Below are 13,273 nucleotides of genomic sequence, written 5' to 3' on the forward strand. Positions count from 1 at the left end.
ACATTACCCCGGAATTGTAGTTATAGGCTGAAGCGGGCGCCGCGCGGCGAGAACCGCGGGCGCTGAGCATGAGCCGTAGCATAACAGCAAGCTGTCGCTACGGCCGTTGAGAGGGCAGGGGATTATGCTTTGATCTGCACCTCACCATCCTTCACTCGTGCTTCAAAATGGGCAACTGAACGGCTTTCATCTTCCATGCAGAGGCCATCACGCAGACGGAAGCGCTGTTTTTTTAACGGGCTGGCAACCCACAGTTCGCCCTGATGTTCGGCGATAATGCCGCGAGAGAGCACGCTCGACTGGAAAAAGGGGTCGATATTGCTGATGGCGTAAACCTGGTCATCGTGGCGCGGGCGGAAAATCGCCACCTGCTCGCCATTGACCAGCGCGCAGACGCCGGTTGCCGGGACAATCTCATCAATATTGCAAACGCTGTTCCACTGGCTCATGCGTTCTCCTCCACTAACATCACCGGAATACGTTCATAGGGTGTCGCCGGGCGATGCTGCGCGCGCTCCGGAACCACCTGCACGTTCGGGTCGCGGCGATCGCTGTTGATAAAGTGTTTGAAGCGTGTTTGCGCCGCCGGGTTGTTGACGGTTTCCGTCCACTCGCAAATCACCGCTTCGCGCAGGCGGGTCATCTCTGCTTCAAGCTGTGCATCAAAGCCCAGCTTGTCGTCGATGATGACGCTGCGCAGATAGTTGATGCCGCCTTCCATCCCCTCAAGCCAGGAGGCGGTGCGGGTCAGTTTGTCGGCGGTGCGAATGTAGAACATCATAAAGCGGTCGAGGTAACGCAGCAGAGTGTCGCGATCGAGGTCCGCCGCCAGCAGATCCGCATGGCGCGGTTTCATGCCGCCGTTACCGCACACATAAAGGTTCCAGCCTTTTTCCGTGGCGATGATCCCCACGTCTTTCCCCTGCGCTTCCGCACATTCACGGGTACAGCCGGAGACGCCGAACTTCATTTTGTGCGGGGTACGGATACCTTTGTAACGGTTTTCCAGCTCGACGCCGAACCCGACGCTGTCGCCGACGCCATAGCGGCACCAGGTCGAGCCGACGCAGGTTTTCGCCATACGCAGTGCTTTGGCGTACGCGTGACCAGTTTCGAACCCGGCATTGATTAACTGACGCCAGATCTCCGGCAGATCGTCTTTTTGCGCACCGAACAGGCCGATACGCTGCGAGCCGGTGATTTTGGTATAGAGATTGAACTCCCGCGCGATGCGGCCCACTTCCATCAGCCCTTCCGGCGTGATTTCACCGCCCGCCGAGCGTGGGATAACAGAGTAGGTGCCATCTTTCTGGATATTGGCGAGGAAGTTGTCGTTGGTATCCTGCAGCGGCGTGTGCTGTGGTTTCAGGATGTACTCGTTCCAGCAGGAGGCGAGCAGCGAGCCAACGGTCGGTTTACACACTTCGCAGCCGTAGCCGGTACCGTATTTCGCCAGCAGGTCGTCAAAGGTTTTAATCCCTTCCACCTGGATGAGGTGGAACAGTTCCTGGCGGGAGTAGGCGAAGTGTTCACACAGGTTATTGGTGATTTCGATACCCTGTTTCGCCAGCTCGGCGTTCAGCACCTGCGTAACCAGCGGAATACAGCCGCCGCAGCCGGTTCCGGCTTTGGTTTCCGCTTTCAGTGCGGCTACGGTGTGGCAGCCTTTGTTGATGGCAGTAATCAGGTCGCCTTTGGTGACGTCGAAGCAGGAGCAGATTTGCGCACTGTCCGGCAGCTTATCGACGCCGATTGAGGGTTTACCGCCGCTGGCGTGCGCCGGCAGGATCAATGCGTCGGGGTTTTCCGGCAGTTCGATGGCGTTGAGAACCAGTTGCAGCAGGTTGCCGTAATCGCTGGTGTCGCCAACCAGCACGGCGCCGAGGAGGGTTTTATTATCCGGGCTGACAATCAGGCGCTTATAAACTTCTTTGCTCTCGTCGAGGTAGACATAGCTGCGCGCGCCCGGTGTGCGGCCGTGTGCATCGCCGATGCCGCCGACATCCACGCCGAGCAGTTTCAGCTTGGCGCTAAGATCCGCGCCTTGAAACGCGTTTTGTGTGCCGAGAATATGGTCAACCGTCACCTGCGCCATTTTGTAGCCTGGCGCGACCAGACCATAAACGCGGTTGTTCCAGCTGGCGCACTCGCCGATGGCATAAATATTGGGATCGGAGGTCTGGCAGCAGTCGTTGATCATGATGCCGCCGCGCGGGGCAACTTCAAGCCCGCACTGGGTCGCCAGCTTGTCGCGTGGACGGATGCCCGTGGAGAAGACGATAAAGTCCACTTCCAGCTCGCTGCCGTCGGCGAAGCGCATGGTTTTGCGCGCCTCAACGCCCTCTTGCACGATCTCTTTGGTGTTTTTGCTGGTGTGCACGCGCACGCCCATGCTTTCGATTTTACGTCTTAACTGCTCGCCGCCCATCTGATCGAGCTGTTCTGCCATCAGCATCGGGGCGAATTCAATAACGTGAGTTTCGACGCCTAAGTTTTTCAGCGCGCCTGCGGCTTCCAGACCCAGCAGGCCGCCGCCAACCACCGCGCCACGGCGGCTACGACGCGCGCATGACTCAATGGCATTCAAATCTTCAATAGTGCGGTAAACAAAACAGTCCTGGGTTTCAGACCCTTTGATCGGCGGGATCCACGGGTAGGAGCCGGTGGCCATGATCAGCTTATCGTAATAGACCGTGCGGCCCGCGCTGGAGTGGATCACTTTTTCCTGGCGGTTGATGGTGATGGCGCGTTCGCCGACCAGCACTTTGACGCCATGTTTTTCGTAGAAGCCTTCGCGTACCAGCGACAGCTCTTCGGCTGTATGGTGGGAAAAGTAGGATGACAGGTGGACGCGGTCGTAGGCTTTACGCGGCTCTTCACAGAATACGGTAATGTCGAACTGGCTGGCGTCGGCTTTGTCGAGAAGGTCCTCGATAAAGCGGTGGCCGACCATGCCGTTACCGATGATAGCGAGTTTGACTTTGCTCATTTTTGCCTCGATTTCTTTTTTACTACCTCCTACCTTAACGATTCAGCTTGCACGGTTATTGATGTATATCAATTACACCTTAGCCTACCCACTAATGAGTATATTGCTGATTTTTCATGGTTTTTATAAGTATTGGATATCATTCATATTTATATGTTGAGGAATTTCTATACTGAAAGTGATGTTTTTTAGCACGAGGTTAGCTACGACATATCTGAGGGAGAAAGAGGAGATAATGCGATGTCAGCAACACCACTATGGTTAGTGCAAAATGTGCACTTGCCCGATCGCGAAGGAGTTTGGCAAATCGCCATAGAGAACGGGCGATTTGGCGAGATTACGCCGATGGGCGACGCCCAGAGCGAGACACTTGATGTGCTTGATGCCGGTGGCGGTTTAGCGCTGCCGCCGTTCGTCGAACCGCATATTCACCTGGACACCACGCAAACGGCGGGCGATCCCCGCTGGAACGAGTCCGGTACGCTGTTTGAAGGGATTGAGTGTTGGGCAGAACGTAAAGCGCAGCTCTGCCATCAGGACGTGAAAAAGCGCGCCTGGCAGACGCTGAAATGGCAAATGGCCAACGGCGTACAGCATGTGCGCACCCACGTTGATGTTTCCGATCCGCTGTTAACGGCGCTGAAAGCGATGCTGGAGGTAAAAGAGGAGGTTGCGCCGTGGATCGATCTACAAATTGTCGCTTTTCCGCAGGAGGGGATCCTCTCCTACCCGAACGGCGCTGCGCTGTTAGAAAAAACGCTTCAGCTGGGCGCCGATGTGGTCGGTGCGATTCCGCATTTTGAGCACACGCGTGAATATGGCATTGAATCTCTGAATATCGCCTTCGATCTGGCGCGTGAGTATGAGCGCCCGCTGGATATCCACTGCGATGAGATTGACGATGAGCAGTCGCGCTTTGTCGAAACCGTCGCTGCTCTGGCGCTCGAAATGGAGATGGGTTCGCGCGTCACCGCCAGTCACACCACCGCCATGCACTCCTACAATGGCGCGTATACATCCCGTCTTTTCCGCCTGCTGCAACGTTCCGGCATCAATTTCGTGGCCAATCCGCTGGTCAATATTCACCTGCAGGGGCGGTTCGATGACTACCCGAAACGGCGGGGCGTTACGCGGGTGAAAGAGTTGATGGCGGCAGGGATGAATGTCTGCTTTGGTCACGATGATGTGTTCGATCCCTGGTATCCGCTCGGCACTGGCAATATGTTGCAGGTGCTGCATATGGGTCTGCACGTATGTCAGCTGATGGGCTATTCGCAGATTGAACAGGGTCTGCAACTCATTACCCACAACAGCGCCAAGACGCTGGGATTGAAAGAGTACGGCATTGCGCCAGGCTTGCCTGCCAATATGGTTATTCTGCCTGTTGAAAACGGCTTTGAGGCGGTGCGCTGCCAGTCCCCGGTACGCTGGTCAATTCGTCACGGACGCATCATTGCCAGCACACAACCGGCGCAGAGTTGGGTGCGGATGGAGCAGGGGTGCGAAGAGGTGCATTTTAACCGGATGCAGCAAGCGTAGCGGCGTGCCAGGCCGTTAAGACGCACGAATTTGGCGGTCTGGCGTTACATCTGTTACCAAATACGTAAAATTAAGTAAAAGGCTGGCCTGCTGGCTGACTGCTCTTTAGAATCAAGCCACTCGCTTTCGTTACTGCACTTCGTTAAGGAAACCTTATGGTTAAATCGACTCTGGCGGCTATGGCGGCTCTGCTCGCCCTTTCTGCTCTCTCTCCTGCTGCGCTGGCCGCAAAAGGCGACCCGCATGTTCTGCTCACGACTTCCGCCGGTAATATCGAACTGGAGCTGAACAACCAGAAAGCCCCTGTGTCGGTGAAAAACTTCCTTGATTACGTGAATAACGGTTTTTATAACAACACCACTTTCCATCGCGTTATTCCTGGCTTTATGGTTCAGGGCGGCGGCTTTAACGAGCAGATGCAGCAGAAGCAGCCTAACCCGCCTATCAAGAACGAAGCGGATAACGGCCTGCGAAACACGCGCGGTACCATTGCTATGGCGCGGACTGCGGATAAAGACAGCGCCACCAGCCAGTTCTTTATCAACGTTGCGGATAACGCTTTCCTCGACCATGGCCAGCGTGACTTTGGCTACGCGGTATTTGGCAAAGTGGTAAAAGGTATGGACGTTGCCGATAAGATCTCCCAGGTGCCGACGCACGATGTTGGACCGTATCAGAATGTCCCGTCAAAACCGGTTGTTATCCTCTCCGCGAAAGTGCTGCCATAAGTTTCCCTCCACACGGGCTTTGCGGCCCGTGTTTTACCGCTTCCCTGCGTAACCCGGAATTACTGCTTATAATTTTTTGGGCATGTACATCATTTGGGTATGTATATCGCTTAACTGGGAGGCGCTATGCCGAAAAAACTCACCGACAGGCAAAAATCCCGACTCTGGGAGCAGCAGCGCAACATCAATTTTCAGGCCAGCCGTCGGCTGGAGGGCGTTGATAGCGAGCTTGTTACGCTGAATGCGGAAGAGGCTACTTTACGTCTTGAAGAGCTGCGGAGGCAAAATGAGCGATAAATTCGGCGACGGGCGCGACCCGTATCTTTTCCCGGGCCTGAAAGTGATGCGCAATCGCCTCGGCATTCGCAATGCTAAGGGGCTGGAGAAGGAGGCGTATCAGTTTACCGCGCTGCGTGCTGCAACCCTGGAACTGGGGCCGATTGCCCGCGGGCTGCCGCATCTTTGCGCCATTCATCGGCACCTCTACCAGGATGTGTTCGACTGGGCCGGGCAGATCCGCGAAGTCGATATCTACGAGGGCGATACCCGCTTTTGCCACTTCGAGTATATCGAGAAAGAGGGCAATGCCCTGATGCAGCAGCTTGAGGATGAGGAGTGGCTCGTCGGGCTTGAAAAAGAGGCGTTCATCGCATGCCTTGCGCATTACTACTGCGAAATCAACGTCCTGCACCCGTTCCGCCTGGGTAATGGCATTGCGCAGCGCATCTTCTTCGAACAGCTGGCGCTGCACGCGGGCTTCTCGCTCGACTGGCGCGATATCGATCCCGACGACTGGCGCAACGCTAACCAGGCCGGTGCGATGGGCGATCTTGAACCGTTAACTGTAATCTTCAGCCAGGTGGTTAGCGAGGCGCACGAGAGCGAGTAAAACGAAGGTCTTGCTCCAGTCAGAGCAAGACCTTAAGCCCATGTTTCTGCACTACAGAAAGTAACTTGAGGGAGACGCCACTTGGCCGCTTCATACCGTTTTCCCACTTTTGTATCGTTGAAACGCTGGTGTTGAGATAGCGGGCAAAGACCGACTGACTAACGTTGAATCGCTCGCGTAGCCCTTTGATCTCCTCAGGTTTAAGAGCATCAACGGGGCTCAGGCAACGCTCATCAAAGTTACGCATTGTTTCCTGAGTCATGGCCCCGGCATCAAATAACCCCTTTGCCGCGCTATGGATTGCCTCATAAGCGAGGCTTTTACTTTTTCGTGTCGTTGTCATGAGTAATCTCAACCAACTCTCTGTTATTGATTAGCACCAAAAGGACGCTTTCGGAAAGGCCAGCGTAATGTTTTGCCAGCTCACGAAACGCGGCTAACTCACCGTCATCGATATTTGCCATATCCTGCTTTGCATAGATGAAGGTGTAAAACGCATGTGCGCCGCCTTTTGTCAGGATAATGGCACGATCGCGGTTCTGATTTAGCCGTTTCTTGTAGACCCCTGCGCCTAAATTATCCGCCTTGCCCTGCATCAACTCATCGATTGCCTGACGTAATTCGCTGTCGCGGATGCCAAATTTTTTGGCCGCTTTGGCAAACCATTTGGTTTTAAAAATCCGTTTAAAAGATACCATTACTTCCATCCACAATGTAGCACTTGGTGCAATAGTAATCCTTCATGTGTGGAAAGAAAGATTTCCGTAAATCCATTTTTTATCTTTGCGAAGTGCCGTATAGTTTCGCGCAAACTGCATGAAACGCGGCACATCCATTGGTTGAATTGACATGATCCTGCTTATCGACAATTACGACTCCTTCACCTGGAACCTCTACCAATATTTTTGTGAGCTGGGCGCACACGTGGAGGTGAGGCGTAACGATGAGCTGACGCTGGCGGATATTGAGATGTTAGCGCCGCAGAAAATGGTTATTTCGCCAGGCCCTTGCACGCCGGATGAGTCCGGCATTTCGCTTGACGTTATTGCGCACTATGCGGGTAAACTGCCGATCCTCGGCGTTTGCCTCGGCCATCAGGCGATTGCCCAGGTGTTTGGTGCCACCATTGTGCGCGCGGCGAAAGTGATGCACGGCAAAACCTCCCCCATTACTCACTCCAGCAGCGGTGTGTTTAGCGGCTTAAATAATCCGTTAACCGTTACCCGCTATCACTCTTTGGTCATCGATCCGCCTACCTTACCTGACTGCTTCGAGGTCACTGCCTGGAGTGAAAGCGGCGAGATCATGGGCATTCGCCATAAGGTGTGGGATCTGGAAGGCGTGCAGTTCCACCCGGAAAGTATTCTGAGCGAGCAGGGCCATCAATTGCTGGAAAACTTCCTTTCGCGGTGATTTGTGGTTGCCATCTAGTGATTTTTTATGCATATTTCGTGATTATATTTTCACTATGAATGAAACATAACACGGGATGGGCAACCTATGGCAACTCAGCAAGACGCGGTGACACGTGCAAACTTCGATGACGTTATTCTGCCAATTTACGCACCGGCCGAGTTTATCCCGGTAAAGGGAAAGGGCAGCCGCGTCTGGGATCAGCAGGGTAAAGAGTACATTGATTTTGCCGGCGGCATTGCGGTCACTGCCTTAGGTCACTGCCATCCGGCGCTGGTGGAGACGCTGAAAGCGCAGGGCGAGACCCTCTGGCACCTGAGCAACGTCTTTACCAACGAGCCCGCGCTGCGTCTGGCGCGTAAGCTGGTGGACGCCACCTTTGCCGAGCGCGTCGTGTTTATGAACTCCGGTACCGAAGCCAACGAAACCGCCTTCAAGCTGGCGCGTTTTTATGCAACCACGCGCCACAGCCCGCACAAAACCAAAATCATCGCTTTCCACCACGCTTTTCACGGACGCTCGCTCTTTACCGTAACCGTTGGCGGTCAGCCGAAATACTCCGACGGCTTTGGCCCGAAACCGGCCGACATCGTGCATGTTCCTTTTAACGATCTTCACGCGGTTAAAGCGGTGATGGACGATCACACCTGCGCCGTGGTGGTAGAGCCGATTCAGGGCGAGGGTGGCGTTACCGCGGCAACCCCTGAGTTCCTCAAAGGGCTGCGTGAATTGTGCGATGCGCATAATGCTCTGCTGGTGTTTGATGAAGTGCAGTGCGGCATGGGGCGCAGCGGTGAGCTGTTCGCCTATATGCACTACGGCGTGACGCCGGATATTCTGACCAGCGCCAAAGCCCTCGGCGGCGGCTTCCCGGTCAGCGCCATGTTGACGACCCATGAAATCGCCAGCGTATTCCACGCCGGTTCCCACGGCTCCACTTATGGCGGAAACCCGCTGGCTTGCGCGGTGGCAGGCACTGCTTTCGATATCATCAACACCCCTGAGGTGCTGAATGGCGTCAGTGCCAAACGTCAGCACTTTGTTCAGTGTCTGCAGCAGATTAATGAGCAGTACGACCTGTTCAGCGATATTCGCGGCATGGGCCTGTTAATTGGTGCTGAACTGAAGCCGCAATACAAAGGCCGTGCGCGCGACTTCCTGCATGCGGCTGCCGCAGCGGGCGTAATGGTGCTGAATGCCGGTCCGGATGTGATGCGTTTCGCGCCGTCGCTGATTATCGAAGAGCAGGATATTAATGAAGGGATGCAGCGCTTTGCGCAGGCCGTCGCAAGCGTGGTTAACGCGTAAGGCGTCGGCGTAGCCAGATGCCGTGATGCGGGCGCTGACGCCATGCCACCGACGAGATCGTGTGCATGGTGCTCAGATGCCCGATAATGCGCTGCAGATGCTGTTCCAGCGTGCTCATTGGACCGTGGGTCAGCGTCTCCGGCGCCTCCATAACATTTACCTCGCCTGATTCCCCTGGCCCGTCATACTCCAGCCGCTGCTGACAACGTTGCAGCGCAATTTCGCACGACTCAAGATAGCGCTGCGCCAGATCCGGTGTCAGCATGGTGTGCTCCCGCGCCAGCGTCGTCATGGCGTTGATATGTTCGACAATAAACTGGCTATGCGTCACCCACAGCTTCATATCGCTCAGATAGCGGCTATTAAAGCCGGGCTCCTGCATCGCCTGGTTGAGGGAGTTGAACAGGGCGTTATGCGCCTGGTTAACCCGCATACGCTGCCAGGCTAGCGGCGTCGCTTCCGGGTTGTTGCTGAGGATCAGGCGAATCGCATCCTGATAGGCCTCCAGCGCATCGTGCGCATTCTGGCGCAGCAGGCCGCTCTGCCACTGCGGCCACAGCCACACCATCCCGCCGAAGGCAATCAGGCAGCCAATCAGCGTATCGACAAGCCGGGCGAGAATAAACTGGTCGCCATTGAGCGTCAGGATTTGCAAGGTATAGACCGCTGTAATCGTGAAACCGACCGTCGCCCAGCCGTAGCTTTTGCGGATAATCAAATAGCTACTTAGGGTGATCATCAGCATCGCTGCCAGCGTAAACCCGAGCGGCACATGAAAGTGCAGCGTCATACCCGCCACCACCAGCCCCGCCAGCGTACCGGCGGCACGGTTCACAATGCGTACGCGGGTCGCGCCATAACCGTTCTGCGTCACCACCATCACCGTCATCATGATCCAGTAAGGTTTCGGCAGATTTAATGCGCTGCCCATCAGGCTGGCGATACTGAGCATCACGCTGATGCGCGCCGCATTGCGCAGAGCGGCCGATTTCAGTGACAGATAGCTTTTTAGCGCCGGGATCAGCGGCAGGCGCTCCTGCTTATCCTCCATCAAATCGCGAATATAGAGCGGGCGCTGGGTGCGCAGCACGCGGGCGATGCGGCTAAAGTGCCAGGCGCAAAACTGCCCAACCGGATTATCAGGATGCTGACGGGCAATTTTTTCCAGCGCACCGACCTGCTTCTCCATGGTGAAGCGGGTCGGGTAGCGGTGATAGAGAATGTCATCTGCCAGCACGCGCAGACGAGCCGCGACGGTTTGCGCATTCCAGCGAATCACCTGCTCGGCATGGGTTCGCTCGACAAGCTTCTGCACCTTTTCCGGCTGATGCAGGCTGACAGAGATATGCTCCTGCAGATCCAGCGCGACCTGAAAGACGCGCAGCAGGCGCTTGTAATCGTTGTTCTGATTGGCCGCCAGCATATGCAACTGCTGGTAACACTGGCTAATCAGATCCACCGCTTTCTGCTGGCGGTCGAGCAGCGGCGGCAGCGCGGTTTCCGGATCGATGTGCTGGGTTAACAGGCTATATTTCGCTTCGCAATAGTCCGCCAGTTGTCGGTAGAGCAAGCTGAGAGATTCACGCAGCGGCTGTTCGCGCCACAGCCAGAACCAGAACCAGTTAAACAGCCCGTACCACAAGGTACCGAGGGTGTAGATCAGCAGCGGCTCCCACACCGGCATGTTCCCGGCGAGGCTGAGGGTAAAGATGGCGGCGATCAGCGAGGCCGGCAGCAGGCGACCATGCAGCGTGCTGATTTCGCCCGTTACGCCGAGCAGCAGGGTTAACACTGTCATGATCACCGGCAGGGGAAGATTTTCCGCCAGCAGAAGCTGCACCGCCAGGCTACAGCCGGCAAACAGCGAGCCGCCGATAATCAGGCGTTTGAAGAAGCGTTTATGCGGGGTATCGAGGCCCGCGATATTGCAGCAGGCGGGAACCAGCGAGAAGAGTAGACCCTGTTGCAGATGGCCGAGCAGCAGCCCAACCGCCACAGGCAGGCATAACACCAGCGTTTGTCGCAGTGCGTAGTTGATTTCGGGGTGATAAATCAGCCTGCGCCACATGGGAAAACAAAAACGGCGCACCGCATAAGCGATGCGCCATTTTGCAGATTAACGCGTACCGTAGACGACGATAGTTTTACCGTGGGCAGAGATCAGGTTTTGATCTTCGAGCATTTTCAGAATGCGGCCAACCGTTTCGCGGGAGCAACCGACGATCTGACCGATCTCCTGACGGGTAATTTTAATTTGCATACCGTCCGGGTGGGTCATCGCGTCCGGCTGTTTCGCCAGGTTCAGCAGAGTCTGAGCAATACGGCCGGTCACGTCGAGGAACGCCAGGTTGCCGACTTTCTCCGAGGTCACCTGCAGGCGGCGCGCCATCTGCGAGGAGAGGCGCATCAGAATATCCGGATTCACCTGGATAAGCTGACGGAATTTTTTGTAGGAGATCTCCGCCACTTCACAGGCGGTCTTGGCGCGAACCCAGGCGCTACGCTCCTGACCTTCTTCAAACAGGCCCAGTTCACCAATAAAATCGCCCTGGTTGAGGTAAGAGAGGATCATCTCTTTACCCTCTTCATCCTTGATGAGCACTGCCACTGAGCCTTTAACGATGTAATACAGCGTTTCCGCTTTTTCACCCTGGTGAATCAGCGTGCTCTTCGACGGGTACTTATGAATATGGCAATGAGACAAGAACCATTCGAGAGTCGGGTCTGTTTGCGGTTTGCCAAGCACCATGCGCGATTATCCTCTGTTATAAGCTGGCTCCAGAAACGGCGTGAATCATTCAGCTTCTGGGGTTGCAATCAAAGCTTCCCAAATCCCGGGAAGTGGACCGTCAGCGACATCTGCGGTCTCTAATGTATGATATCCCTTGCGTACATTCGTAACGTCAATGTTTCTCTGTAGCATGTAGACTGTTTTAGCATAGCTTTTGGCGCCTGTCTCCTGGTGTCTCGCTTCAGCATGACGCAGGTCGCCTTCCGTTGCGCGTTTTGTTATGTACGCGTAATCTGTGAAAAAATTTGCCATACCGGAGTGATGAACATGCAGGCACGAGTGAAATGGGTTGAAGGGTTAACGTTCCTTGGTGAGTCCGCTTCCGGCCACCAAATCCTGATGGATGGCAACTCCGGGGACAAAGCTCCCAGCCCGATGGAGATGGTCTTAATGGCCGCCGGTGGGTGCAGCGCCATCGACGTGGTGTCGATCCTGCAAAAAGGGCGTCATGACGTGACCGACTGCGAAGTGAAGCTGACCTCCGAGCGCCGGGAAGAAGCGCCGCGCTACTTTACCCATATCAACCTGCACTTCATCGTTACTGGCAAAGCACTGAAAGACGCTGCCGTCTCCCGCGCGGTCGATCTCTCGGCTGAGAAGTACTGCTCCGTGGCGCTGATGCTGGAAAAAGCGGTCAAGATTACCCACTCCTTCGAGGTGATCGAGGCCTGATTAGCCCGCCCGGCGGCGCTTTCCGCCGGGTTATTTAATCTTTTTGCCTTCCATCAGCCGCTGCACCAGCGGCGTCATAATCAGCTCCATCGCCAGCCCCATTTTGCCGCCCGGCACCACCAGCGTATCCATATGTGAGATAAACGATCCCTGCAACATTGCCAGCAGCCACGGATAATCGATCCCCTCCAGATTGCGGAAGTGAATGACCACAAAGCTCTCATCCAGAGAAGGAATGCCTTTGGCGGCGAAGGGGTTTGAGGTATCGACAGTGGGAACGCGCTGGAAGTTGAGATGGGTGCGGGAAAACTGCGGCGTGATGTAGTTGATGTAATCTTCCATTGAGCGCACCACCGAATCCATCACCGCTTCCCGGGAGTGGCCGCGCTCGCTGGTGTCGCGGATCATCTTCTGGATCCACTCCAGGTTAACGATAGGCACCACGCCCACCAGCAGATCAACGTGGCGCGCCACATCATGCTGCGGCGTCACCACTCCGCCGTGCAGCCCTTCGTAGAACAACACATCGGTTGGTTCCGGCAGTGGTTGCCAGGGGGTAAAAGTTCCTGGCACCTGATTCCACGGCACGGCTTCATCATAGGTGTGGAGATATTTGCGCGCCTGGCCCTGGCCGCTCTGGCCATACTCGCTGAAGGTCTGCTCCAGCAGGCCGAAATCGTTCGCTTCCGGGCCAAAGTAGCTGATATGCCGCCCGAGATCGCGGGCTTTGCGGATCGCCATATCCATTTCCGGACGGGTATAACGATGGAAGCTGTCGCCTTCCACCTCCGCCGCATGCATGTTGAGCTGGGCGAAAATCTTACGGAAGGCGAGGCTGGTGGTGGTGGTTCCCGCGCCGCTGGAGCCAGTGACGGCGATGACCGGATGTTTGGCGGACATAGCAACTCCCTGAAGAAAAGCTGTTGTTCAGTATCAAAGCCGCC

General features: G+C 55.7%; 14 protein-coding genes. 7 read left to right on the forward strand and 7 right to left on the reverse strand.

What is annotated here, in order from left to right; genetic code table 11:
• Positions 1-122: 122 nt before the first annotated feature.
• Together nirD and nirB are read right to left on the reverse strand one after the other, a co-directional pair.
• Positions 123-449 (reverse strand): nitrite reductase small subunit NirD, encoded by a 327-nt coding sequence (gene nirD / locus BWI95_RS09595; RefSeq protein ID WP_054804348.1) that lies wholly within the window; start codon positions 447-449, stop codon positions 123-125.
• Positions 446-2,989 (reverse strand): nitrite reductase large subunit NirB, encoded by a 2,544-nt coding sequence (nirB, locus tag BWI95_RS09600; protein ID WP_054804347.1) that lies wholly within the window; start codon positions 2,987-2,989, stop codon positions 446-448. Before nirB ends, nirD begins: the two co-directional genes overlap by 4 nt.
• 240 nt (positions 2,990-3,229) lie before the next feature.
• On the opposite strand from nirB, the gene BWI95_RS09610 reads away from it, so the two are divergent.
• The 4 genes from BWI95_RS09610 (at position 3,230) to BWI95_RS09625 (ending at position 6,145) form a co-directional block, all read left to right on the forward strand.
• Positions 3,230-4,528, forward strand: coding sequence for a cytosine deaminase (locus tag BWI95_RS09610; protein WP_076769400.1), 1,299 nt, complete (start codon positions 3,230-3,232; stop codon positions 4,526-4,528).
• Positions 4,529-4,683: 155 nt separating this feature from the next.
• On the forward strand, positions 4,684-5,256 hold the full coding sequence (gene ppiA / locus BWI95_RS09615) for a peptidylprolyl isomerase A (RefSeq protein WP_023482023.1): 573 nt from the start codon (positions 4,684-4,686) through the stop codon (positions 5,254-5,256).
• A 126-nt stretch (positions 5,257-5,382) separates the two neighbouring features.
• Positions 5,383-5,553, forward strand: coding sequence for a YhfG family protein (locus BWI95_RS09620; RefSeq protein WP_023482040.1), 171 nt, complete (start codon positions 5,383-5,385; stop codon positions 5,551-5,553).
• Positions 5,543-6,145, forward strand: coding sequence for a putative adenosine monophosphate-protein transferase Fic (locus BWI95_RS09625; RefSeq protein ID WP_054804346.1), 603 nt, complete (start codon positions 5,543-5,545; stop codon positions 6,143-6,145). Before BWI95_RS09620 ends, BWI95_RS09625 begins: the two co-directional genes overlap by 11 nt.
• Before the next feature lie 19 nt (positions 6,146-6,164).
• Here BWI95_RS09625 and BWI95_RS09630 read toward each other — a convergent pair whose 3' ends face one another.
• Together BWI95_RS09630 and BWI95_RS09635 are read right to left on the reverse strand one after the other, a co-directional pair.
• The gene (locus BWI95_RS09630; RefSeq protein ID WP_054804345.1) at positions 6,165-6,488 is read right to left on the reverse strand and encodes a helix-turn-helix domain-containing protein; all 324 of its coding nucleotides are present in this window, start codon (positions 6,486-6,488) and stop codon (positions 6,165-6,167) included.
• Positions 6,466-6,843 (reverse strand): type II toxin-antitoxin system RelE/ParE family toxin, encoded by a 378-nt coding sequence (locus BWI95_RS09635; RefSeq protein WP_076770298.1) that lies wholly within the window; start codon positions 6,841-6,843, stop codon positions 6,466-6,468. Before BWI95_RS09635 ends, BWI95_RS09630 begins: the two co-directional genes overlap by 23 nt.
• Before the next feature lie 151 nt (positions 6,844-6,994).
• Between BWI95_RS09635 and pabA the strand changes: the two genes are divergently transcribed.
• Both pabA and argD read left to right on the forward strand, forming a co-directional pair.
• The gene (gene pabA / locus BWI95_RS09640) at positions 6,995-7,558 is read left to right on the forward strand and encodes an aminodeoxychorismate synthase component 2 (protein WP_054804344.1); all 564 of its coding nucleotides are present in this window, start codon (positions 6,995-6,997) and stop codon (positions 7,556-7,558) included.
• Between the two features lie 87 nt (positions 7,559-7,645).
• A complete protein-coding gene (gene argD, locus BWI95_RS09645) occupies positions 7,646-8,866 on the forward strand; it encodes a bifunctional acetylornithine/succinyldiaminopimelate transaminase (protein WP_076769401.1) in 1,221 nt (406 codons plus the stop codon).
• Here the strand turns inward: argD and BWI95_RS09650 are convergent.
• Positions 8,856-10,934, reverse strand: a complete 2,079-nt coding sequence (locus BWI95_RS09650; RefSeq protein ID WP_076769402.1) for a YccS/YhfK family putative transporter — start codon at positions 10,932-10,934, stop codon at positions 8,856-8,858. The two genes, argD and BWI95_RS09650, sit on opposite strands and share 11 nt — an antisense overlap.
• A 48-nt stretch (positions 10,935-10,982) precedes the next feature.
• Positions 10,983-11,615 carry a cAMP-activated global transcriptional regulator CRP gene (crp, locus tag BWI95_RS09655; protein WP_000242758.1) on the reverse strand — a complete coding sequence of 211 codons (633 nt, stop codon included), beginning with the start codon at positions 11,613-11,615 and terminating at the stop codon, positions 10,983-10,985.
• A gap of 309 nt (positions 11,616-11,924) precedes the next feature.
• Here crp and BWI95_RS09660 point away from each other — a divergent pair, with 309 nt between their 5' ends.
• Positions 11,925-12,329, forward strand: a complete 405-nt coding sequence (locus BWI95_RS09660) for an OsmC family protein (RefSeq protein ID WP_054804341.1) — start codon at positions 11,925-11,927, stop codon at positions 12,327-12,329.
• 30 nt (positions 12,330-12,359) lie between these two features.
• Here BWI95_RS09660 and BWI95_RS09665 read toward each other — a convergent pair whose 3' ends face one another.
• On the reverse strand, positions 12,360-13,229 hold the full coding sequence (locus BWI95_RS09665) for a phosphoribulokinase (RefSeq protein ID WP_023482098.1): 870 nt from the start codon (positions 13,227-13,229) through the stop codon (positions 12,360-12,362).
• Positions 13,230-13,273 lie beyond the last annotated feature (44 nt).

The organism is Kosakonia cowanii JCM 10956 = DSM 18146 (genome assembly GCF_001975225.1).
GTDB lineage: Bacteria > Pseudomonadota > Gammaproteobacteria > Enterobacterales > Enterobacteriaceae > Kosakonia > Kosakonia cowanii.

What these genes read in the sequence shown, in the direction of transcription:
- ppiA (WP_023482023.1), top strand. Translation starts at nt 4,684, where the DNA reads ATGGTTAAATCGACTCTGGCGGCTATGGCGGCTCTGCTCGCCCTTTCT.
- BWI95_RS09625 (WP_054804346.1), top strand. Translation starts at nt 5,543, where the DNA reads ATGAGCGATAAATTCGGCGACGGGCGCGACCCGTATCTTTTCCCGGGC.
- BWI95_RS09610 (WP_076769400.1), top strand. Translation starts at nt 3,230, where the DNA reads ATGTCAGCAACACCACTATGGTTAGTGCAAAATGTGCACTTGCCCGAT.
- nirB (WP_054804347.1), bottom strand. Translation starts at nt 2,989, where the DNA reads ATGAGCAAAGTCAAACTCGCTATCATCGGTAACGGCATGGTCGGCCAC.
- BWI95_RS09650 (WP_076769402.1), bottom strand. Translation starts at nt 10,934, where the DNA reads ATGTGGCGCAGGCTGATTTATCACCCCGAAATCAACTACGCACTGCGA.
- BWI95_RS09635 (WP_076770298.1), bottom strand. Translation starts at nt 6,843, where the DNA reads ATGGTATCTTTTAAACGGATTTTTAAAACCAAATGGTTTGCCAAAGCG.
- crp (WP_000242758.1), bottom strand. Translation starts at nt 11,615, where the DNA reads ATGGTGCTTGGCAAACCGCAAACAGACCCGACTCTCGAATGGTTCTTG.
- pabA (WP_054804344.1), top strand. Translation starts at nt 6,995, where the DNA reads ATGATCCTGCTTATCGACAATTACGACTCCTTCACCTGGAACCTCTAC.
- BWI95_RS09630 (WP_054804345.1), bottom strand. Translation starts at nt 6,488, where the DNA reads ATGACAACGACACGAAAAAGTAAAAGCCTCGCTTATGAGGCAATCCAT.
- BWI95_RS09620 (WP_023482040.1), top strand. Translation starts at nt 5,383, where the DNA reads ATGCCGAAAAAACTCACCGACAGGCAAAAATCCCGACTCTGGGAGCAG.
- argD (WP_076769401.1), top strand. Translation starts at nt 7,646, where the DNA reads ATGGCAACTCAGCAAGACGCGGTGACACGTGCAAACTTCGATGACGTT.
- nirD (WP_054804348.1), bottom strand. Translation starts at nt 449, where the DNA reads ATGAGCCAGTGGAACAGCGTTTGCAATATTGATGAGATTGTCCCGGCA.
- BWI95_RS09665 (WP_023482098.1), bottom strand. Translation starts at nt 13,229, where the DNA reads ATGTCCGCCAAACATCCGGTCATCGCCGTCACTGGCTCCAGCGGCGCG.
- BWI95_RS09660 (WP_054804341.1), top strand. Translation starts at nt 11,925, where the DNA reads ATGCAGGCACGAGTGAAATGGGTTGAAGGGTTAACGTTCCTTGGTGAG.